Source organism: Salmonella sp. 2020_1459, assembly GCF_043847915.1.
GTDB classification, from domain to species: Bacteria; Pseudomonadota; Gammaproteobacteria; order Enterobacterales; family Enterobacteriaceae; genus Salmonella; species Salmonella enterica.
Genome location: NZ_JBCMFA010000013.1, coordinates 1 through 19,873, shown reverse-complemented (window position 1 = coordinate 19,873; position 19,873 = coordinate 1). Strand labels below are relative to the sequence as shown.

The following is a 19,873-nucleotide window of genomic DNA, read 5'->3' as shown; positions in this document are numbered from 1 at the left end:
TCATGCTGGATACCGAATTCCGGGTCGCTTGCCTACAAGGAAAGAAAATGCCAGCGATTATTTCATTAATCTATTTAATGTTTAGTCTTTTGGTATTTACAAAAAAGATAACCATTTCAAACGTTCTGTCCGCTTTTTTATTGTTTCTATCGTTATATATACTTCACCATAAATCATTACTTATATTTATTTATTGTCTTATTATTATTGTCGCCACCGTTATTCTTCATCAAGTCAAAACCAGCGCGGATAAAAAAGCCGTATTTTATTTTTCAATGCCATGCTGGCTCTTGATTTTATCTGTAATTATAAATTTAATGAATAAATGAATTATTTTTTTATGACTCTTGTTTCTCGTATTATTGCTGAAAACTCACTATCACTGGTTATATGAATAAATTGTCCAGTTTTTGCGTTATATCTTGCCATCGCACAGGGAAGACTATTACCGCCGTTAGCCATAACAAATTTTGCTTTTGTATTATGATAAAGATTGACGCCAGGAATGGGGTCCTGACCGAATGTATAAGGCGTTGGGACAATTACATTATGTTTGTTTGAGAACCACTTTGCTAAAATCCCGTCAACGCCATCAACCGGCGTAATAAAAGTAGAGAATCCACAATACTCAAAATTGAATTTTTTACCATTGGGTTTCTTTTTTTCTGTAACATTAAATCCAAATGTGACTTTAAATTTATCCCATAAATCTAAGTTATTAAAGTCTATTGGCTCGCCATTATAAAATACCTGCTGTTCATACATTAAATGATAAACCTGTTTTATTGGTTGTTTACGCGGGAAATTTTAAATCATTAAATGAAGCATTTAATTCCATTAAGGTCTTTGTTTTACCTTATTACAGGAATTATAAATATGATGTCATTTCTGGAATAAAAGTAAAGTTAATAAATTATTTATTTAATTGCTCACTGGTAGGGTATTTATGTATCCTCCGGTTAATGCTTAGTTTAGCATCTTTTAGCTGACAGCGATTGCAACGCTAAAAAACATGTGCTAATAATCATCATGTAAAATATGTAATGAAGTAAGCATGGAGCATTTAATTGTTATGATCCCACCATTAAATAGATATGTTCCCGCGCTTTCAAAAAATGAATTGGTTAAAACTGTTACCGACAGGGACATTCAGTTTACAAGTTTTAATGGAAAAGATTATCCCTTGTGCTTTTTAGATGAGAAAACCCCTCTTCTTTTCCAGTGGTTTGAGCGGAATCCTGCTCGCTTTGGGAAAAATGATATACCTATAATTAACACAGAGAAAAACCCCTACCTTAACAATATCATTAAAGCAGCAACAATTGAAAAAGAACGTCTTATAGGTATTTTTGTAGATGGTGATTTTTTTCCAGGACAAAAGGATGCTTTTTCAAAACTTGAGTATGACTATGAAAACATAAAAGTCATATATAGAAATGATATTGACTTTAGCATGTACGATAAAAAATTATCAGAAATTTATATGGAAAATATTTCTAAGCAAGAGTCCATGCCAGAAGAAAAAAGGGATTATCATTTACTGCAGCTATTAAAAAAAGAATTGAGTGATATTCAAGAGGGTAATGATTCATTAATTAAATCTTACTTACTGGATAAAGGCTATGGATGGTTTGATTTTTACAGGAATATGGCTATGTTAAAGGCTGGTCAGTTATTTTTGGAGGCGGATAAGGTTGGGTGTTATGATTTATCAACAAATAGTGGGTGTATATATCTCGATGCTGATATGATTATCACGGAAAAACTGGGGGGTATATATATTCCGGATGGAATCGCTGTTCATGTAGAAAGGATAGATGGCCGTGCTTCTATGGAGAACGGGATAATAGCTGTTGATCGCAATAACCACCCGGCTTTACTTGCTGGATTGGAAATAATGCATACTAAATTTGATGCTGATCCCTATTCCGATGGTGTATGTAATGGAATTAGAAAACATTTTAATTATTCTTTAAATGAAGATTATAATTCTTTTTGCGATTTTATTGAGTTTAAGCATGATAACATTATAATGAATACCAGTCAGTTTACGCAAAGTTCATGGGCGAGGCATGTGCAGTAGTGGAAATGGCAATAATCATGCTATTGAATACATAAAATATTGGCATAAACTATCAAGTTTCGGCGAAAAAATATTTGATGCTCAGTTTTCTCTACTACAGCCAACTTTAAAATCGCAGTGCTGTTCAGAACGGACATAAAAAAACGGGAGGTCGATAACAATCTCCCGTTTTTCGCATTACGTACTCGTTCGTGAAATACTAATGCGTTTACATACGGGTTCACCGCGTTTGCGAAGCGCGCCCCAGCCAACTGTCCCAGTCTTTCCAGACGGGTTGCAATCCTTGCGCGCTTAACGCGCTTGCTACGGTTTCAGGCCGACGGGCATCGTGGGGAGAAAACTGCTCCAGTTCCGGATGATCGTCAGCGTAGCCGCCGGGCTGGGTTTTTGAGAAGGCGCTGACGTTGTTGATCGCCAGCGGGATCACGTTATCGCGAAACCACGGCGATTCGCGGGTGGAGAGTGATAATTCAATTTCCGGTGCCAATAACCGGAAAGCGCAAATCGTTTGCACTAGTTGCTTTTCATCCATCACAGATGTGGGTTCCACACCGCCAGTACACGGACGCAGGCGCGGGAAAGAGATAGAGTAGCGGCTTTGCCAGTACTGTTTTTGCATCCACAACAGATGTTCCGCCACCATATAGCAATCAACCCGCCAGCTGTCGGAAAGCCCGATTAGCGCGCCTAAACCAATTTTATCGATCCCCGCGCGTCCCAGTCTGTCTGGCGTCTCCAGCCGCCAGAAGAAGTCTTGCTTTTTGCCCCGTAAATGGTGCTGAGCGTATACCGGTTCGTGATAGGTCTCCTGATACACCATCACGCCATCCAGCCCCAGCGTCTTCAGCTCGGCATACTCCTCGGTCGCCAGCGGCTGCACTTCCATATGCAGCGAGGAAAACTGGCGACGAATGGCCGGTAAATGTCGGCGAAAATAGTCCATGCCGACTTTGGCCTGATGTTCGCCGGTGACTAACAGCAGATGCTCAAAACCCAACTCACGGATAGCATCGCACTCCCTTTGAATATCCACATCATCCAGCGTCTTACGCTTGATGCGGTTGCTCATCGAAAAACCGCAGTAGGTGCAGTCGTTGGCACAGAGGTTTGAGAGATAAAGCGGCACATAGAAACTGACGGTGTTGCCAAAGCGCTGGCGGGTCAGCCTTTGTGCCCGCTGCGCCAGCGGTTCCAGATAATCGGCGGCGGCGGGGGAGAGCAGTGCCATCAGGTCGTCACGACTTAGCTGTGGAGCGTTAAGCGCGCGTTCCACGTCAGCGGTGGTTTTACCGTTGATGCGCAGGCGAATATCGTCCCACTCCAGTTGCCGCCAGCGATCGGTGAAGGTTTTCATGCTAATGCCTCCAGAAATCCGGTGAGCGGGCTGGTGGCGCTGGCGTAGGTGCTACGATTCCCCGGCACTGCCTGACGCGCCAGTAATCCGGCTTCTACCGCCAGGCGGAAAGCGGTTGCCATCCTCACCGGATCGTCCGCCACGGCAATCGCGGTGTTAACCAGCACCGCATCAGCGCCCATTTCCAGCGCCTGTGCGGCTTGGCTGGGCACGCCGATGCCCGCATCAACCACCACCGGCACGGTGGCCTGTTGGATAATAATCTCCAGCATCGCACGGGTTTCCAGCCCCTGATTCGAACCGATAGGCGCGCCAAGCGGCATCACCGCCGCGCAGCCGACCTCTTCCAGCCGCTTGCACAACACCGGATCCGCGCCGCAGTAGGGCAGCACCACAAAACCCTGCTTCACCAGCGCCTCGGCGGCTTTTAGCGTTTCGATCGGGTCCGGCAACAGCCAGCGGGCGTCCGGGTGGATTTCTAATTTCAACCAGTTTGTGCCCAGCGCTTCCCGCGCCAGTTGGGCGGCGAAGATCGCCTCTTCAGCGGTTTTCGCCCCGGAGGTATTGGGCAGCAGCGTGACGCCCGCTTCAATCAGCGGCGCCAGGATAGCGTCGTTGTGCTGACGTAAATCCACGCGCTTCATCGCCAGCGTCACCAACTGGCTGCCGGAGGCGCGAATCGCCTTGACCATCAGTTGCGATGAGGCAAACTTCCCGGTGCCGGTGAACAGATGTGAATCAAACGTTTTGTCGGCAATACGTAACATCTCAACCCCCTGCAATAACCTGAAAAAGCAGGATCTGGTCGCCTTCCTGCACGATATGTTGCCGCCACTGCTCGCGCGGCAGGATCTGCTGATTGAGCGCCAGCGCCGCGCCCGGTTTAAGCTGATTAAGCGTAGCGAGCAGGCTGCTGACGGTTTGCCCTTCGGCGCACTGCATCGGTTCATCATTGAACTGAATCTGCATGTTGCCCTCCGCATACCGGACAGCCGCTGGCACGACGCAGCGCCAGGCTGCGCCACTGGCTGGTTTTACCGTCAAACAGGCGTAGCTCTCCGCTGGGCGTCTCAATACCGCTGAGTAATTTAATCGCCTCCAGCGCCTGCAAGGTGCCCATCACGCCAACAACCGGTCCGACGATACCGGCGGTACGGCAGTTGCGTTCAGGCTCGACATCGTCCGGCCACAGGCAGCGGTAACAGCCTTGTTCCCACGGTGGTGTGAGGACCATTAGCTGGCCACCGAAGCCGACGGCGCTGGCGGAAATTAACGGAGTGTTGAGCGCCACGCAGGCGGCGTTAATTTCCTGGCGCGTGGCCATGTTATCGGTACAGTCGAGCACCACGTCGGCGTGTGCTACCGCGTTTTTAAGCACATCGCCAGTCAGACGTTGTTGCAATACGATCAGCTCGCTACCGGGGTTGAGTTGTGCCAGGCGCTGCTGGGCAACCTGAGATTTTGAATGCGCGATATCATCGGTGGTAAATAGAATCTGGCGCTGCAAATTGCTCAGATGAACATCGTCATCATCCGCCAGCGTCAGTGTGCCGATGCCTGCTCCCGCCAGATACAGCGCGGCAGGCGAACCCAATCCGCCTAAACCTACGATCAGTACATGACTCGCGAGCAGCTTTTGCTGGCCTTCAATGGCGATATCGCCGAGCAGGATTTGCCGGCTGTAGCGCATAAAATCGCGGTCATTCATCGCCAACTCCCGCAATATCCAGTAACTGCGCGGTAGCGGCGCGCCAGTCGGCAGCCTGAGTAATGGCGCTAACCACAGCCACGCTGCCGACGCCGGTCGCCAGTACCGCCGGAGCGCGTTCAAGGCTGATGCCGCCAATTGCCACGGTCGGGTAATCCGCCAGTCGTTCAATATGACTGGCCAGCTGCGCCAGCCCCTGCGGGGCGGAAGGCATCTGCTTGGTTTGCGTGGGGAAGACATGACCCAGCGCGATATAAGAAGGCTTAGCGGCCAGCGCGACGTCTATCTCCATATCATTGTGGGTAGATACGCCCAAGCGTAAGCCCGCCGCCTGAATCGCTTTTAGGTCGGTGGTTTCAAGGTCTTCCTGACCCAGATGCACGCCGTAAGCGCGGTGCTTAATTGCCAGACGCCAGTAGTCGTTGATAAACAGACGGGCGTTATAACGACGCCCCAGCGCGATGGCAGCGATAACATCCGCTTCCACCTCTTCATCGCGCTTATCTTTGATACGCAACTGGATCGTGCGCACGCCCACCTCCAGTAGACGCTCAATCCATGCAACGCTGTCCACCACCGGGTAAAGCCCGAGACGGAACGGCACGGTCGGGAAATCAGGCTGATACATCAGACTTCCTCCCGCTTGAGATAGATTTCGCCGCCTTTGGCGCGGAAGTTTTCCGACATATCCGCCATGCCGACTTCAATGGCTTGCGCGGCGGCGTAATCGCGGACCTCCTGGCTGATTTTCATCGAGCAGAACTTTGGCCCGCACATGGAACAGAAGTGAGCGACCTTACCGGACTCCTGCGGTAGGGTTTCATCGTGATAAGCGCGGGCGGTGAACGGGTCGAGCGCGAGGTTAAACTGATCTTCCCAGCGGAATTCGAAGCGCGCTTTCGACATCGCGTTATCGCGGATCTGCGCGCCCGGATGTCCTTTGGCTAAGTCAGCGGCGTGGGCGGCGATTTTGTAGGTGATCAGCCCCTGCTTCACATCTTCTTTGTTTGGCAGGCCGAGATGTTCTTTCGGCGTCACGTAACACAGCATCGCGCAGCCAAACCAGCCGATCATCGCGGCGCCAATGCCGGAGGTGAAGTGGTCATAGCCCGGCGCGATATCGGTAGTCAACGGCCCTAAGGTGTAGAACGGCGCTTCGTGGCAGCTCTCCAGCTCTTCGGTCATGTTGCGCTGAATCATATGCATCGGCACGTGGCCCGGGCCTTCAATCATCACCTGCACGTCGTATTCCCAGGCGATTTTGGTCAGCTCGCCCAGCGTATGCAGCTCGGAGAACTGCGCTTCGTCGTTGGCGTCCTGGATGGAGCCGGGACGCAGGCCGTCTCCCAGCGACAGGGAAACGTCGTAGGCGGCGCAGATTTCGCAAATCTCGCGGAAATGTTCGAACAGGAAGTTCTCTTTGTGATGCGAGAGGCACCACTTCGCCATGATCGAACCGCCGCGCGAGACAATACCGGTCAGGCGTTTGGCGGTCATCGGCACGTAGCGCAACAGCACGCCCGCGTGAATGGTGAAGTAGTCGACGCCCTGTTCGGCCTGCTCCAGCAGCGTGTCGCGGAACGCTTCCCAGGTAAGATCTTCGGCGATCCCGTTGACCTTCTCCAGCGCCTGGTAGATCGGGACGGTGCCGATCGGTACCGGGCTGTTACGCAGGATCCATTCGCGGGTTTCGTGGATATAGCGGCCGGTGGAGAGATCCATCACCGTGTCTGCGCCCCAGCGCGTTGACCACACCAGCTTCTCCACCTCTTCTTCGATGGAGGAGGTGACCGCCGAGTTACCGATGTTGGCATTCACTTTGACCAGGAAGTTGCGGCCGATAATCATCGGCTCCGATTCCGGGTGGTTGATGTTGGCAGGGATAATCGCGCGGCCCGCGGCGACTTCATCACGCACGAATTCCGGCGTAATGTTTTCCGGCAGGCGCGCGCCAAAGTTCATGCCCGGATGCTGGTGGCGCAGCACTTCACTGCGAATGCGCTCACGACCCATATTTTCACGGATGGCGATGAACTCCATTTCGGGAGTGACGATCCCCTGGCGGGCGTAGTGTAACTGGGTGACGCGCTTGCCCGCTTTAGCGCGTTTTGGCGTCAGCAGGCCGGTAAAGCGCAGATCGTCCAGGCCATCGTCGGCCAGACGTTCTCTGGTATAAGCCGAGCTACGGTCGTCTAATTCTTCGCTATCGTTACGTGCGTCAATCCATGGCTGGCGCAGTTTCGCCAGACCCTGCTGGACGTTAATCGCCACCTCAGGATCGCCATAGGGGCCGGAGGTGTCGTATACCGGTACGGCTTCGTTCTCTTCAAACTGCGGGTTGTCTTTACTGCCGCCGATGAGCGTGGGGCTAAGTTGAATTTCGCGCATCGGTACGCGAATATCATGCTGCGAACCGGTCACGTAGATGCGTTTCGAGTTGGGAAACGCGGTGCCTTCCAGCGTATCGATAAAATGCTGGGCTTTAGCGCGCTGCTCGCGGCGGGTTAACGTTGTTGTAGACATAGCTCATTCCAAAAAATTAAGGACGTGGCTTGTCAGACGACGGATGGAGTAATGGATGTGCGCCGCCCGTAAAGGCAGCAGCATAAAGCAGAATTACTCTTGTTCCCTTCGCAGGTATTAACCTGATCAGGTTCCGCGGATCCCGAATTAACGGTCTCAGCCTTTTCCACTTCATCCTTCGCGCTGCCTCTTCGTTGGCTTCGTCCGCTCACTCCAGTCACTTACTTATATAAGCTCCTGGAGATTCACCGACTTGCCGCCTTGACGCATCACGAACGCTTTTGTGGAAAATTAGCACTCCGACAAGATAACCGCCCCTCCGAAGAGGGGGCTGAAGTAAACTACCCGTTACTCGCTCAGAACTCAAGCGGGACGTTTGACTCTGGCGCCGTCGTGCATCGCGTCAAACACCAGCATAATCAGCTTGTCTTCCAGCACAAAGCGGGCTTCCAGCGCTTCGCCGATATCTGACAGAGCTTGTTGAAATTCGAGACAATTATCGTGATCGATGGCAGTTTCCAGGCTGGTGTCGTAATAATCCATAATGCGCTGCGTATTATCTTCCAGCAGCGGCCAGATTTTTGCCGCATGTAAAAGCTGACCGTTTCCTTCCAATTTATGGAGAATACGTTCATAAATACTGAAGTGCCCGGCGGAAAGGTAATCGACCAGGCTCTGACAAAAATTATCCAGCGCTTTTTCATTCAGCCGCATGTACGATTCTTTGCCAGGCTTAATGCCAACCAGGTTGTAGTAAGCCACGAGCAGGTGCTTACGTACATCCAGCCAGCGATCGACCAGTTTGTTGCTTCCGCCAACGCGCTCCGTCAGGTTTTCCAGCTGGTTTAGCATGATTGTCTCCGCAAGTTAGATAAAGGCTGCTCGCCATGAATGTAAAAATAATGTTAACAACATGCCAGTGAAGCAAAGGTAGTGCAAGAGCTATGGATCGTATAATTGAAAAATTAGAGAGTGGCTGGTGGATCGTCAGCCATGAACAAAAATTATGGTTGCCGTATGGGGAATTACCACACGGGCTGGCAGCAAATTTCGATCTTGTGGGGCAGCGCGCACTCCGGATAGGTGAATGGCAAGGCGAGCCCGTCTGGCTGGTGTTACAGCATCGACGCCATGATATGGGATCGGTTCGCCAGGTTATCGATCAGGATGCAGGGTTGTTCCAACTGGCGGGACGTGGCGTACAGTTGGCGGAGTTTTACCGATCGCATAAATTTTGCGGCTATTGCGGGCACCCTATGCACCCGAGTAAAACCGAATGGGCGATGCTGTGCAGCCATTGCCGCGAACGCTACTATCCGCAAATTGCCCCCTGCATTATTGTTGCCATTCGCCGTGAGGATTCCATCCTGCTGGCCCGGCACGTTCGCCACCGCAACGGCGTGCATACGGTACTGGCCGGGTTTGTTGAAGTCGGCGAAACCTTAGAACAGGCGGTCGCGCGAGAGGTAATGGAGGAGAGCGGGATTAAGGTGAAAAATCTGCGCTATGTGACTTCCCAGCCGTGGCCTTTCCCGCAGTCGTTGATGACCGCTTTTATGGCGGAGTATGACAGCGGCGAGATTGTCATCGACCCGAAAGAACTGTTGGAAGCAAATTGGTACCGTTATGACGATCTGCCGCTACTACCGCCACCGGGCACCGTCGCGCGCCGTTTGATCGAAGATACGGTGGCAATGTGTCGGGCTGAATATGATTGACATGTTACACTGGGCGCATCAACGCTAAAGGAATGTAAAAATGACCGAACTCAAAAACGATCGTTATCTACGTGCGCTGCTGCGCCAGCCCGTTGATGTTACGCCAGTGTGGATGATGCGCCAGGCGGGCCGTTATCTACCGGAGTACAAAGCCACTCGCGCTCAGGCGGGCGATTTTATGTCGCTGTGCAAAAATGCCGAACTGGCCTGCGAGGTCACTTTACAGCCGCTGCGCCGTTATCCGCTTGATGCGGCGATCCTTTTCTCGGATATCCTGACGGTTCCGGACGCGATGGGCCTGGGGCTCTATTTTGAAGCCGGGGAAGGCCCGCGCTTTACGGCCCCTGTCACCTGCAAAGCCGATGTCGATAAGCTGCCCATTCCCGATCCGGAGGATGAACTGGGCTATGTGATGAATGCGGTACGGACCATCCGCCGCGAACTAAAAGGCGAGGTTCCGCTGATTGGCTTCTCCGGCAGCCCGTGGACGCTGGCGACTTACATGGTGGAAGGCGGCAGTAGCAAAGCCTTCACGGTGATTAAAAAGATGATGTACGCTGACCCGCAGGCGTTGCATCTGCTGCTGGATAAGTTGGCGAAAAGCGTCACGCTGTACCTCAACGCGCAGATTAAAGCGGGTGCGCAGTCGGTGATGATTTTCGATACCTGGGGCGGCGTGCTGACTGGCCGCGATTACCAGCAGTTCTCCCTCTACTACATGCATAAAATCGTCGATGGCCTGCTGCGTGAAAACGACGGTCGCCGCGTGCCGGTAACGCTGTTCACTAAAGGTGGCGGTCAGTGGCTGGAGGCGATGGCGGAAACCGGCTGCGACGCGCTGGGTCTCGACTGGACGACAGATATCGCTGATGCGCGCCGTCGCGTTGGCCATAAAGTGGCGCTGCAGGGCAATATGGACCCCTCGATGCTGTATGCGCCACCGGCACGGATCGAAGACGAAGTAGCGACTATACTTGCTGGTTTCGGTCAGGGAGAAGGGCACGTCTTTAACCTTGGACATGGCATCCATCAGGATGTGCCGCCAGAACATGCTGGCGCATTTGTGGAGGCAGTGCACCGACTTTCTGCGCAGTATCACAACTAAGGAGTTAGTATGGATCTCGCGTCGCTACGCGCTCAACAGATAGAACTTGCTTCATCGGTTTGCCGCGAAGATCGCCTGGACAAAGATCCGCCAGCGTTTATCGGCGGGGCGGACGTCGGTTTTGAGCAGGGCGGCGAGGTGACGCGGGCGGCGATGGTATTGCTGAAATATCCGTCGCTTGAACTGGTAGAGTACAAGGTGGCGCGTATTGCCACCACCATGCCGTATATCCCCGGCTTTCTCTCTTTTCGTGAATATCCTGCGCTGCTGGCGGTGTGGGAACAGCTCTCGCAAAAGCCCGATTTGCTGTTTGTGGACGGTCACGGTATTTCGCATCCGCGTCGGCTTGGCGTCGCCAGCCATTTTGGACTGTTGGTGGACGTGCCGACCATCGGCGTGGCGAAAAAACGGCTATGCGGTAAATTTGAACCACTTTCCACCGAACCTGGCGCACTTAGCCCCTTAATGGATAAAGGCGAGCAACTGGCGTGGGTATGGCGCAGCAAGGCGCGCTGTAATCCGCTGTTTATCGCGACGGGGCACCGGGTCAGTACTGACAGCGCGCTGGCGTGGGTACAGCGCTGTATGAAAGGGTATCGCCTGCCGGAGCCGACGCGCTGGGCGGATGCCGTCGCTTCCGGGCGTCCGGCGTTTGTTCGTTGGCAAGAAATTCAGCGCTGATTCAGGTAAACTGCCGCTAATTTCCGATTCGAGATTCCATCATGTTACAAAACCCGATTCATTTGCGTCTGGAGCGGCTGGAAAGCTGGCAGCACGTTACCTTTATGGCCTGCTTGTGCGAGCGCATGTACCCGAACTACGCCATGTTTTGCAAGCAGACGGAATTCGGCGACGGACAGATCTACCGTCGCATTCTGGATCTGATCTGGGAAACCCTGACGGTGAAAGATGCAAAGGTCAATTTCGATAGCCAACTGGAGAAGTTTGAAGAGGCAATTCCGGCAGCTGACGACTATGATCTGTACGGCGTTTACCCGGCGATTGATGCCTGCGTCGCATTAAGCGAATTAATGCATTCTCGTCTTAGCGGCGAAACGCTGGAACACGCTATTGAGGTTAGTAAGACTTCCATTACTACGGTGGCGATGTTGGAAATGACTCAGGCTGGTCGGGAAATGACCGATGAGGAGCTCAAAACGAACCCTGCCGTTGAACTGGAATGGGATATTCAGTGGGAAATATTCCGACTTTTAGCCGACTGCGAAGAACGCGATATTGAACTGATAAAAGGGCTCAGGGCAGACCTGCGCGAGGCTGGTGAGAGCAATATCGGTATAAATTTTCAGCAATGACACCAGAAAACGTGATTTAACGTCTGATTTGTCGTGCCATAAGGCTTCCCTTATGCCCCCCGTCTGGTCTACATTTGGGAGGCGAAAAAAAGTGGCTATCGGTGCGTGTATGCAGGAGAGTGCTTTTCTGGCATTTCCGTCGCACTCGATGCTTAGCAAGCGATAAACACATTGTAAGGATAACTTATGAACAAGACTCAACTGATTGATGTAATTGCAGACAAAGCAGAACTGTCCAAAACCCAGGCTAAAGCTGCTCTGGAATCCACTCTGGCTGCTATTACTGAGTCTCTGAAAGAAGGCGATGCTGTACAACTGGTTGGTTTCGGTACCTTCAAAGTGAACCACCGTGCTGAGCGCACTGGCCGTAACCCACAGACCGGTAAAGAAATCAAAATCGCCGCCGCTAACGTACCGGCGTTTGTTTCTGGTAAAGCTCTGAAAGACGCAGTTAAGTAAGACGCGTAACTGTGAACAGTTTTATCGAAGGGGCTTATCAGCCCCTTTTGTCCGTCTGGCGTCGCGCGTTTCTGTTTTCTGGCGCGCTGTTGCTGACTGCCTGCAGTCATAACGCTTCACCGCCTCCGTTTACTGCCAGCGGCTTTGCCGGCGATCACGGCGCGGTGCGTATCTGGCGTAAAGATACGAACGATGAAGTCCATCTGCTTTCTGTTTTTAGCCCGTGGCATAGCGGCAGCACGACGACCAGCGAATATCGTTGGCAGGGTGATACGCTTTCGCTTATTGAACTCAATATTTACAGCAAACCGCCAGAACATATTCGCGCGCGTTTCGACGCTCATGGCGAACTCAGTTTTATGCAGCGTGAAGTCGGGGGGCAGAAGCAGCAGCTTTCCAACGATCAGATTGCCTTGTATCGCTATCGCGCCGAACAAATCCGTCAGACCAGCGACGCCTTGCGCCTGGGGCGGGTCATACTACGCCAGGGACGCTGGCACGCCGACCATACGGTAACCACTTGTGAAGGTGAAACGCTGAAACCGGATCTGGATTCCTGGGCAATAAGCCACATTGAGCGCCGCCAGAACCACTCATCGGTAGAGGTGAGCGTAGCATGGCTGGAGGCGCCGGAAGGATCGCAACTTTTGCTGGTGGCGAATTCAGATTTCTGTCACTGGCAGCCGCAAGCGAAAACCTTTTGATGGAATACCGAATGGCGAAGCCGCCATTCGGCAAACATGCTTTACCAGTTTCCCATACCCATATGACCGCCGCCGCGATGATAACCGCCGCCATAGCCGCCGCAACCGCCATAGCCCATTCCTGCGCCGCGTGGTATGCCAGCCTGCGCCATCGCGACATCCCGTTTCACGCGTTGCTCATCTAACTTCTGGCCTAATGACTCCATCTCTTTGGCAACCGCGTTAATTTTCGCAGTATCCGGCGAACTGGCGGTCAGTAGCGCGTTGTATTCATAACGTTTGGATATCAGTTGCTGGCGCAGCGCGCTGGTCTGCGTATAGTAATCATCATAAATCTTCTGCGCCGTCGCCTGCTGTTCCGTGGTTAACGGGCTACCTCCCTGTTGCCACATACCGTCATTGTTGCCCCAGTGATGCCCGGCGAAGGCGGCGCCGGAGCTCAGGGCCAAAAGAGAGAGGGCGATTAGCGCGATAGCTGATTTATTGTTCCGTTTCATTTTGCGTTCTCCTGTTGCTCATCTTATCCTCTCTCTTGCATCTTCCGTGCCAGGTAACTATTCCTTGTTGGGCAGCGAGTTAACCCGCCTCAGGCGGCAAAAAGCGAGTAAAAATGACTCGCATGACCCGCCTGGCGAGTCATTTTTACCCACCCGTATCCGAAAGGGTGTGCGACACCGCGCGGTTATGCGGAGCGAAGAATGGCATGATCTCTGCTTAAGTAAGGAAAATAAAAACGAGCCGGGGAAGCCTGTGAGTTTTATACGATTACATAAAGATGCCGCTGCAACGTGGTTGAGTCGGCTGTTACCTGCGGCGATCTTCATTCTGGTGGGGCTATTTTCCATTATGGTCATTCGCGACTATGGCCGTGAGAGCGCTGCCGCCAGGCAGACGCTGCTGGAAAAGGGAAATGTACTCATTCGCGCTCTGGAGTCCGGCACGCGAGTAGGTATGGGAATGCGGATGCATCACGCGCAGCAGCAGACATTGCTGGAAGAGATGGCGGGTCAGCCAGGCGTGTTGTGGTTCGCCGTAACGGATGCGCAGGGGGTAATCATCACTCATAGCAACCCTGGCATGGTGGGCAAATCGCTCTATTCCGCATCTGAAATGCATCAACTAAACCCCGGGCCGCAGGAGCGTTGGCGGCGTGTCGACGTTGCTGCTAACGGCGAGACGGTGCCTGCGCTGGAAATTTACCGTCAGTTCCAGCCGCTTTTCGGTATGAGAGGTCACGGTATGAGGGGGCACGGCATGGCGCGTAGCGCCAATGACGACGAACCAGCGAAACAAACTATTTTTATTGCCTTTGACGCCAGCGAGCTGGCCGCAACACAGGCAAGGGAGTGGCGTAATACGCTGATTGTTTTGTCTGCGTTAGCGGCGGTGCTGTTGGCAACGTTACTGGCGTTTTTTTGGCATCAGCGTTATCAGCGCTCGCACAGAGAACTGCTTGATGCAATGAAGCGTAAAGAAAAGCTGGTGGCGATGGGGCATCTGGCGGCGGGCGTCGCGCACGAAATTCGTAACCCGCTCTCGTCCATCAAAGGGCTGGCGAAATACTTTGCCGAGCGCACGCCTGCCGGCGGCGAGTCGCATGAACTGGCGCAGGTGATGGCCAAAGAGGCCGACCGTTTGAACCGGGTGGTAAGCGAATTGCTCGAACTGGTAAAGCCCGCGCATCTGACGCTCCAGGCGGTTAACCTCAATGATATTATTACTCACTCCCTGAATCTGGTCAGTCAGGATGCCCAAAGCAGAGAGATTCAGTTGAGATTCACGGCGAATGAGACGCTTAAGCGTATTCAGGCTGACCCGGACAGGCTGACTCAGGTGCTGTTGAATCTGTACCTGAACGCTATTCATGCGATTGGCCGCCAGGGAACGATTAGCGTAGAGGCAAAAGAAAGTGGGACCGACCGCGTTATCATCACTGTTACCGATAGCGGGAAAGGGATCGCCCCGGATCAGCTGGAGGCGATTTTTACACCTTATTTTACGACCAAAGCTGACGGGACAGGCCTGGGGCTGGCGGTGGTGCAAAATATCATCGAACAGCATGGCGGCGCGATTAAGGTGAAAAGTATTGAGGGTAAAGGCGCGGTCTTTACTATCTGGTTGCCAGTGATAGCGAGACAACAGGATTAACAAGGGTGATACGCGGAAAAATCGATATTCTGGTTGTGGATGATGATGTAAGCCACTGCACGATTTTACAGGCGCTGCTTCGGGGCTGGGGCTATAACGTCGCTCTGGCCTACAGTGGGCATGATGCGTTGGCTCAGGTGCGTGAGAAAGTCTTTGATCTGGTACTGTGCGATGTGCGTATGGCGGAGATGGACGGTATCGCCACGCTGAAGGAGATTAAAGCGCTCAATCCCGTCATTCCGATTTTGATTATGACGGCATTTTCCAGCGTGGAAACGGCGGTAGAGGCGTTGAAAGCCGGCGCGCTCGACTATTTAATTAAACCGCTGGATTTTGACCGTCTGCAGGAGACGCTGGAAAAGGCGTTGGCGCATACGCGGGAAACGGGCGCTGAATTGCCATCGGCGTCGGCTGCGCAGTTTGGCATGATTGGCAGCAGTCCGGCGATGCAACATTTACTGAATGAAATCGCGATGGTCGCACCATCAGACGCCACGGTATTGATTCACGGAGACTCCGGCACGGGTAAAGAGCTGGTGGCGCGGGCGCTACACGCTTGTAGCGCCAGGAGCGATAAACCGCTGGTCACGCTCAACTGCGCCGCGCTTAATGAATCGCTGCTGGAGTCTGAGCTGTTCGGACACGAAAAAGGCGCGTTTACCGGCGCGGATAAACGTCGGGAAGGACGCTTTGTCGAAGCTGACGGCGGGACATTGTTTCTTGATGAAATCGGCGATATCTCGCCGTTAATGCAGGTACGTTTGCTGCGGGCGATTCAGGAGCGCGAAGTGCAACGCGTGGGAAGTAACCAGACGATATCTGTAGATGTTCGATTGATTGCCGCTACCCACCGCGACCTGGCGGAAGAGGTGAGTGCCGGTCGCTTTCGCCAGGATCTCTATTACCGCCTGAATGTGGTGGCGATTGAAATGCCTTCTTTGCGCCAGCGTCGGGAAGATATTCCGCTACTGGCAGACCATTTTCTGCGGCGTTTTGCCGAACGTAACCGCAAAGCGGTGAAGGGGTTTACGCCGCAGGCGATGGATCTGCTGATCCACTACGACTGGCCGGGCAATATCCGTGAGCTGGAAAACGCTATCGAGCGGGCGGTGGTGTTGCTGACGGGAGAATACATTTCTGAACGCGAATTGCCTCTCGCTATTGCCGCGACGCCGATAAAAACAGAATGCAGTGGCGAGATCCAGCCGCTGGTGGAAGTGGAGAAAGAGGTGATTCTGGCGGCGCTGGAAAAAACGGGCGGCAACAAAACGGAAGCCGCCCGTCAGTTAGGCATTACGCGTAAAACGCTGCTGGCGAAAATTTCGCGTTAGCGCTGTTCGCGTTCGATGGCGCGCCAGCCGATGTCGTTACGGCTGAAGCTGCCGTCCCAGCGGATGTCGGTCATCAAGGCGTAAGCGCGTTTCTGCGCCTCAGCCACGGTGTGGCCCAGCGCGGTGGCGCACAGTACGCGACCGCCGCTGGTCAGCACACGGTCGTCATCGGCGAGTTTGGTGCCCGCGTGGAAAACCTTACCGTCAGCCACTTCTTCCAGCGGCAGGCCGTGGATCTCATCGCCAGTGTTGTAGTTGCCCGGATAACCGCCCGCGGCGATCACCACGCCTAATGAAGCGCGCTCGTCCCACTCGGAGGTTTTCTCATCCAGCTTGCCGTCGCAGGCGGCCAGGCAAAGATCCACCAGGTCCGATTTCATGCGCAGCATGATCGGCTGGGTTTCCGGATCGCCAAAGCGACAGTTGAACTCGATTACCTTCGGGTTGCCCTGCTTGTCGATCATCAGACCCGCATACAGGAAGCCGGTGTACGTGTTACCTTCTGCTGCCATGCCTTTCACGGTTGGCCAGATGATGCGTTCCATGGTGCGCTGGTGCACTTCATCAGTCACCACCGGCGCCGGTGAGTATGCGCCCATGCCGCCAGTATTCGGGCCGGTATCGCCGTTGCCTACGCGTTTGTGATCCTGGCTGGTGGCCATCGGCAGCACGTGCTCGCCGTCGACCATCACGATAAAGCTCGCTTCTTCGCCGTCGAGGAACTCTTCGATGACGATACGGTGGCCCGCGTCGCCAAAGGCGTTGCCTGCCAGCATGTCATGGACGGCGGCTTCGGCTTCTTCCAGCGTCATCGCCACGATGACGCCTTTGCCCGCAGCCAGACCATCGGCCTTGATGACGATCGGCGCGCCCTTCTCACGCAGATAAGCCAGGGCTGGCTCAATCTCGGTGAAATTCTGGTATTCCGCCGTCGGAATCTGATGACGGGCGAGGAAATCTTTGGTGAACGCTTTGGAGCCTTCCAGTTGCGCGGCGCCTTCGGTTGGGCCAAAGATCTTCAGACCCGCCGCGCGGAACGCATCGACCACGCCGATCACCAGCGGCGCTTCCGGACCGACGATGGTCAGATCAATCTTCTCGTTTTGGGCAAAGCTCAGCAGCGCCGGAATATCGGTGACGCCGATAGCCACGTTCTGCAACGCAGGTTCCAGCGCGGTACCGGCGTTACCCGGTGCGACAAAAACGGTACCAACCAGCGGCGACTGTGCGGCTTTCCAGGCCAGCGCGTGTTCGCGCCCGCCGTTACCAATGACTAAAACTTTCATCGTCTGCTCCCTGAATTAATGGCGGAAGTGGCGCATGTCGGTGAAGATCATCGCAATGCCGTGTTCGTCGGCGGCGGCAATCACTTCGTCATCACGGATAGAACCGCCAGGCTGGATCACACAGCTCACGCCAACGGCGGCAGCGGCATCAATACCGTCACGGAACGGGAAGAAGGCGTCGGAGGCCATCGCGGAGCCTTTCACTTCCAGACCTTCGTCAGCCGCTTTAATCCCGGCGATTTTGGCGGAGTACACGCGGCTCATCTGGCCTGCGCCTATACCGATGGTCATGTTCTCTTTGGCATACACAATAGCGTTGGATTTCACGAACTTGGCTACCTTCCAGCAGAACAGCGCGTCACGCAGTTCCTGCTCGGTCGGCTGGCGTTTGGAAACCACGCGCAATTCAGCTTCGCTCACCATACCCAGATCCCTGTCCTGAACCAGCAGGCCGCCGTTAACGCGTTTGAAATCCAGGCCCGGAACGCGACTTGCCCATTGTCCGCAGGTCAGAACACGGACGTTCTGCTTGGCTGCGGTGATTTTCAGCGCTTCTTCGCTTGCGGATGGGGCGATGATCACTTCCACGAATTGGCGGGAGATGATGGCCTGCGCGGTTTCGGCATCCAGCTCGCGGTTGAAAGCGATGATGCCGCCGAACGCGGAGGTCGGGTCGGTTTTGTATGCGCGGTCGTAAGCGTCGAGAATAGAGGTACTTACCGCCACACCGCATGGGTTAGCGTGCTTGACGATTACGCAGGCCGGCTCGTTGAACTCTTTCACACACTCCAGCGCCGCGTCGGTATCGGCGATGTTGTTGTAGGAAAGCGCTTTGCCCTGAACCTGTTGTGCGGTGGCAACGGACGCTTCTTTCACATTCTCTTCTATATAGAAGGCAGCCTGCTGGTGGCTGTTCTCGCCATAGCGCATATCCTGCTTCTTAATGAAGTTCAGGTTCAGCGTACGCGGGAAGCGACCGGCGGCTTCTTTGCTTTCACCGTGGTAGGCCGGAACCATGCTGCCGAAGTAGTTGGCGATCATGCTGTCGTAGGCGGCGGTGTGTTCGAAGGCTTTAATCGCGAGATCGAAACGGGTGTCGAGGGTTAGAGAACCTTCGTTAGCATCCATCTCTTTAATAATGGCGTCGTAGTCGCTGCTCTTCACCACGATGGCGACGTCTTTATGGTTCTTAGCAGCAGAGCGCACCATGGTCGGGCCGCCGATATCAATGTTCTCTACCGCATCTTCCAGCGAGCAGCCTTCGCGTGCCACGGTTTCGGCGAACGGATACAGGTTAACGACAACCATATCGATAGGGGCGATGTGGTGCTGTTCCATAATGGCATCGTCCTGGCCGCGACGACCGAGGATGCCGCCGTGGACTTTTGGATGCAGGGTCTTTACGCGTCCATCCATCATTTCCGGGAAACCGGTGTAATCGGAAACTTCGGTCACCGCCAGGCCTTTTTCTGCTAACAGGCGGGCGGTGCCCCCCGTAGACAGCAGCTCCACACCGCGTGCGGAAAGTGCCTGGGCGAATTCGATGATACCGGCCTTGTCAGAAACACTGAGCAAAGCGCGGCGGACTGGACGACGTTGTTGCATGGTAAATCCCCTGGATTTGACGATTACAGAGAGCGTTAGCTGAATTTTTCGTGAAAAACTCAGCTAACGCCCCTTATGGGGCATTCTCATTTTGCGGCGACATTGTAACGAAAACGTTTGCGCAACGCTCGCGAATTTTTCTTTTTAAATTCTGGCCCTGCTTTTATCCCTGAAAGATCGTTTGCAGAGTGAGAAGATCCAAGAGATGAACGCGCATTTTGTGGATAAGTCTGTGCGTAAATGGGTATAACCAGGGGTTTTGCTGGGGAATGCAGCAAACAGTCATTTTTCTGCAATTTTTCTATTGCGGTCAGCAGAGAACTCCCTATAATGCGCCTCCATCGACACGGCGGATGTGAATCACTTCACACAAACAGCCGGTCGGTTGAAGAGAAAAATCCTGAAATTGAGGGTTGACTCTGAAAGAGGAAAGCGTAATATACGCCACCTCGCAACGGTGAGCGAAAGCCGCGTTGCACTGCTCTTTAACAATTTATCAGACAATCTGTGTGGGCACTCGAAGATACGGATTCTTA

20 protein-coding genes, 1 pseudogene and 1 riboswitch are annotated in these 19,873 nt (G+C 53.4%); of the genes and pseudogenes, 10 read left to right on the top strand and 11 right to left on the bottom strand.

Annotation, left to right across the window (positions count from 1 at the left end; genetic code table 11):
* The first annotated feature begins 2 nt into the window (after window positions 1–2).
* Window positions 3–329, top strand: coding sequence for a hypothetical protein (locus tag ACH0VJ_RS22130; RefSeq protein ID WP_001654075.1), 327 nt, complete (start codon window positions 3–5; stop codon window positions 327–329).
* A 1-nt stretch (window position 330) separates the two neighbouring features.
* Here the strand turns inward: ACH0VJ_RS22130 and ACH0VJ_RS22125 are convergent.
* Window positions 331–674 (bottom strand): annotated as a pseudogene (locus ACH0VJ_RS22125) (cytoplasmic protein).
* Between the two features lie 380 nt (window positions 675–1,054).
* Between ACH0VJ_RS22125 and ACH0VJ_RS22120 the strand changes: the two are divergent.
* Window positions 1,055–2,083, top strand: coding sequence for a type III secretion system effector arginine glycosyltransferase SseK1 (locus ACH0VJ_RS22120; RefSeq protein WP_000400592.1), 1,029 nt, complete (start codon window positions 1,055–1,057; stop codon window positions 2,081–2,083).
* Between the two features lie 220 nt (window positions 2,084–2,303).
* On the opposite strand, the gene thiH is transcribed toward ACH0VJ_RS22120, so the two are convergent.
* From thiH to rsd, 7 genes are all read right to left on the bottom strand, one after another.
* Window positions 2,304–3,437: a 2-iminoacetate synthase ThiH gene (gene thiH / locus ACH0VJ_RS22115; RefSeq protein ID WP_023196055.1), complete on the bottom strand. Its 1,134-nt coding sequence runs from the start codon at window positions 3,435–3,437 to the stop codon at window positions 2,304–2,306.
* Window positions 3,434–4,204: a thiazole synthase gene (gene thiG / locus ACH0VJ_RS22110; RefSeq protein WP_000944119.1), complete on the bottom strand. Its 771-nt coding sequence runs from the start codon at window positions 4,202–4,204 to the stop codon at window positions 3,434–3,436. The genes thiH and thiG overlap by 4 nt, the downstream gene beginning before the upstream one ends.
* Window position 4,205: 1 nt before the next feature.
* Complete coding sequence (gene thiS / locus ACH0VJ_RS22105; protein ID WP_001166846.1) at window positions 4,206–4,406, bottom strand: sulfur carrier protein ThiS; 201 nt, start codon at window positions 4,404–4,406, stop codon at window positions 4,206–4,208.
* The gene (locus tag ACH0VJ_RS22100) at window positions 4,387–5,145 is read right to left on the bottom strand and encodes a HesA/MoeB/ThiF family protein (protein ID WP_000999764.1); all 759 of its coding nucleotides are present in this window, start codon (window positions 5,143–5,145) and stop codon (window positions 4,387–4,389) included. The genes thiS and ACH0VJ_RS22100 overlap by 20 nt, the downstream gene beginning before the upstream one ends.
* Complete coding sequence (thiE, locus tag ACH0VJ_RS22095; protein ID WP_000284644.1) at window positions 5,138–5,773, bottom strand: thiamine phosphate synthase; 636 nt, start codon at window positions 5,771–5,773, stop codon at window positions 5,138–5,140. Before thiE ends, ACH0VJ_RS22100 begins: the two co-directional genes overlap by 8 nt.
* Window positions 5,773–7,668, bottom strand: coding sequence for a phosphomethylpyrimidine synthase ThiC (gene thiC / locus ACH0VJ_RS22090; protein ID WP_000108421.1), 1,896 nt, complete (start codon window positions 7,666–7,668; stop codon window positions 5,773–5,775). The genes thiE and thiC overlap by 1 nt, the downstream gene beginning before the upstream one ends.
* Window positions 7,669–7,753: 85 nt before the next feature.
* Window positions 7,754–7,917: riboswitch (TPP riboswitch) on the bottom strand.
* Window positions 7,918–8,031: 114 nt separating this feature from the next.
* Window positions 8,032–8,520, bottom strand: coding sequence for a sigma D regulator (gene rsd / locus ACH0VJ_RS22085; protein WP_000934317.1), 489 nt, complete (start codon window positions 8,518–8,520; stop codon window positions 8,032–8,034).
* A 92-nt stretch (window positions 8,521–8,612) separates the two neighbouring features.
* Here rsd and nudC point away from each other — a divergent pair, with 92 nt between their 5' ends.
* The 6 genes from nudC (at window position 8,613) to ACH0VJ_RS22055 (ending at window position 12,967) form a co-directional block, all read left to right on the top strand.
* A complete protein-coding gene (gene nudC, locus ACH0VJ_RS22080; protein WP_000373960.1) occupies window positions 8,613–9,386 on the top strand; it encodes an NAD(+) diphosphatase in 774 nt (257 codons plus the stop codon).
* 40 nt (window positions 9,387–9,426) lie between these two features.
* Complete coding sequence (gene hemE, locus ACH0VJ_RS22075; RefSeq protein WP_000137628.1) at window positions 9,427–10,491, top strand: uroporphyrinogen decarboxylase; 1,065 nt, start codon at window positions 9,427–9,429, stop codon at window positions 10,489–10,491.
* A 9-nt stretch (window positions 10,492–10,500) separates the two neighbouring features.
* Window positions 10,501–11,172, top strand: coding sequence for a deoxyribonuclease V (gene nfi / locus ACH0VJ_RS22070; RefSeq protein WP_000362367.1), 672 nt, complete (start codon window positions 10,501–10,503; stop codon window positions 11,170–11,172).
* Window positions 11,173–11,213: 41 nt separating this feature from the next.
* Window positions 11,214–11,804 (top strand): YjaG family protein, encoded by a 591-nt coding sequence (locus ACH0VJ_RS22065; protein ID WP_000940091.1) that lies wholly within the window; start codon window positions 11,214–11,216, stop codon window positions 11,802–11,804.
* A 186-nt stretch (window positions 11,805–11,990) separates the two neighbouring features.
* Window positions 11,991–12,263 carry a nucleoid-associated protein HU-alpha gene (gene hupA, locus ACH0VJ_RS22060; RefSeq protein ID WP_001044509.1) on the top strand — a complete coding sequence of 91 codons (273 nt, stop codon included), beginning with the start codon at window positions 11,991–11,993 and terminating at the stop codon, window positions 12,261–12,263.
* 11 nt (window positions 12,264–12,274) lie between these two features.
* The gene (locus ACH0VJ_RS22055; RefSeq protein ID WP_001083940.1) at window positions 12,275–12,967 is read left to right on the top strand and encodes a DUF1481 domain-containing protein; all 693 of its coding nucleotides are present in this window, start codon (window positions 12,275–12,277) and stop codon (window positions 12,965–12,967) included.
* A 41-nt stretch (window positions 12,968–13,008) separates the two neighbouring features.
* On the opposite strand, the gene zraP is transcribed toward ACH0VJ_RS22055, so the two are convergent.
* On the bottom strand, window positions 13,009–13,464 hold the full coding sequence (gene zraP, locus ACH0VJ_RS22050; RefSeq protein WP_000828129.1) for a zinc resistance sensor/chaperone ZraP: 456 nt from the start codon (window positions 13,462–13,464) through the stop codon (window positions 13,009–13,011).
* A gap of 253 nt (window positions 13,465–13,717) precedes the next feature.
* Here zraP and zraS point away from each other — a divergent pair, with 253 nt between their 5' ends.
* The gene (gene zraS, locus ACH0VJ_RS22045; protein ID WP_001536289.1) at window positions 13,718–15,115 is read left to right on the top strand and encodes a two-component system sensor histidine kinase ZraS; all 1,398 of its coding nucleotides are present in this window, start codon (window positions 13,718–13,720) and stop codon (window positions 15,113–15,115) included.
* A 5-nt stretch (window positions 15,116–15,120) separates the two neighbouring features.
* A complete protein-coding gene (gene zraR / locus ACH0VJ_RS22040; RefSeq protein ID WP_000617944.1) occupies window positions 15,121–16,446 on the top strand; it encodes a sigma-54-dependent response regulator transcription factor ZraR in 1,326 nt (441 codons plus the stop codon).
* On the opposite strand, the gene purD is transcribed toward zraR, so the two are convergent.
* Both purD and purH read right to left on the bottom strand, forming a co-directional pair.
* Entirely contained in the window at window positions 16,443–17,732 is a 1,290-nt protein-coding gene (purD, locus tag ACH0VJ_RS22035; protein WP_000866862.1) for a phosphoribosylamine--glycine ligase, read from the bottom strand. The two genes, zraR and purD, sit on opposite strands and share 4 nt — an antisense overlap.
* 15 nt (window positions 17,733–17,747) lie before the next feature.
* The gene (gene purH, locus ACH0VJ_RS22030) at window positions 17,748–19,337 is read right to left on the bottom strand and encodes a bifunctional phosphoribosylaminoimidazolecarboxamide formyltransferase/IMP cyclohydrolase (RefSeq protein ID WP_001187490.1); all 1,590 of its coding nucleotides are present in this window, start codon (window positions 19,335–19,337) and stop codon (window positions 17,748–17,750) included.
* Between the last annotated feature and the right edge of the window lie 536 nt (window positions 19,338–19,873).

What these genes read in the sequence shown, in the direction of transcription:
- ACH0VJ_RS22130 (WP_001654075.1), top strand. Translation starts at nt 3, where the DNA reads ATGCTGGATACCGAATTCCGGGTCGCTTGCCTACAAGGAAAGAAAATG.
- ACH0VJ_RS22120 (WP_000400592.1), top strand. Translation starts at nt 1,055, where the DNA reads ATGGAGCATTTAATTGTTATGATCCCACCATTAAATAGATATGTTCCC.
- thiH (WP_023196055.1), bottom strand. Translation starts at nt 3,437, where the DNA reads ATGAAAACCTTCACCGATCGCTGGCGGCAACTGGAGTGGGACGATATT.
- thiG (WP_000944119.1), bottom strand. Translation starts at nt 4,204, where the DNA reads ATGTTACGTATTGCCGACAAAACGTTTGATTCACATCTGTTCACCGGC.
- thiS (WP_001166846.1), bottom strand. Translation starts at nt 4,406, where the DNA reads ATGCAGATTCAGTTCAATGATGAACCGATGCAGTGCGCCGAAGGGCAA.
- ACH0VJ_RS22100 (WP_000999764.1), bottom strand. Translation starts at nt 5,145, where the DNA reads ATGAATGACCGCGATTTTATGCGCTACAGCCGGCAAATCCTGCTCGGC.
- thiE (WP_000284644.1), bottom strand. Translation starts at nt 5,773, where the DNA reads ATGTATCAGCCTGATTTCCCGACCGTGCCGTTCCGTCTCGGGCTTTAC.
- thiC (WP_000108421.1), bottom strand. Translation starts at nt 7,668, where the DNA reads ATGTCTACAACAACGTTAACCCGCCGCGAGCAGCGCGCTAAAGCCCAG.
- rsd (WP_000934317.1), bottom strand. Translation starts at nt 8,520, where the DNA reads ATGCTAAACCAGCTGGAAAACCTGACGGAGCGCGTTGGCGGAAGCAAC.
- nudC (WP_000373960.1), top strand. Translation starts at nt 8,613, where the DNA reads ATGGATCGTATAATTGAAAAATTAGAGAGTGGCTGGTGGATCGTCAGC.
- hemE (WP_000137628.1), top strand. Translation starts at nt 9,427, where the DNA reads ATGACCGAACTCAAAAACGATCGTTATCTACGTGCGCTGCTGCGCCAG.
- nfi (WP_000362367.1), top strand. Translation starts at nt 10,501, where the DNA reads ATGGATCTCGCGTCGCTACGCGCTCAACAGATAGAACTTGCTTCATCG.
- ACH0VJ_RS22065 (WP_000940091.1), top strand. Translation starts at nt 11,214, where the DNA reads ATGTTACAAAACCCGATTCATTTGCGTCTGGAGCGGCTGGAAAGCTGG.
- hupA (WP_001044509.1), top strand. Translation starts at nt 11,991, where the DNA reads ATGAACAAGACTCAACTGATTGATGTAATTGCAGACAAAGCAGAACTG.
- zraP (WP_000828129.1), bottom strand. Translation starts at nt 13,464, where the DNA reads ATGAAACGGAACAATAAATCAGCTATCGCGCTAATCGCCCTCTCTCTT.
- purD (WP_000866862.1), bottom strand. Translation starts at nt 17,732, where the DNA reads ATGAAAGTTTTAGTCATTGGTAACGGCGGGCGCGAACACGCGCTGGCC.
- purH (WP_001187490.1), bottom strand. Translation starts at nt 19,337, where the DNA reads ATGCAACAACGTCGTCCAGTCCGCCGCGCTTTGCTCAGTGTTTCTGAC.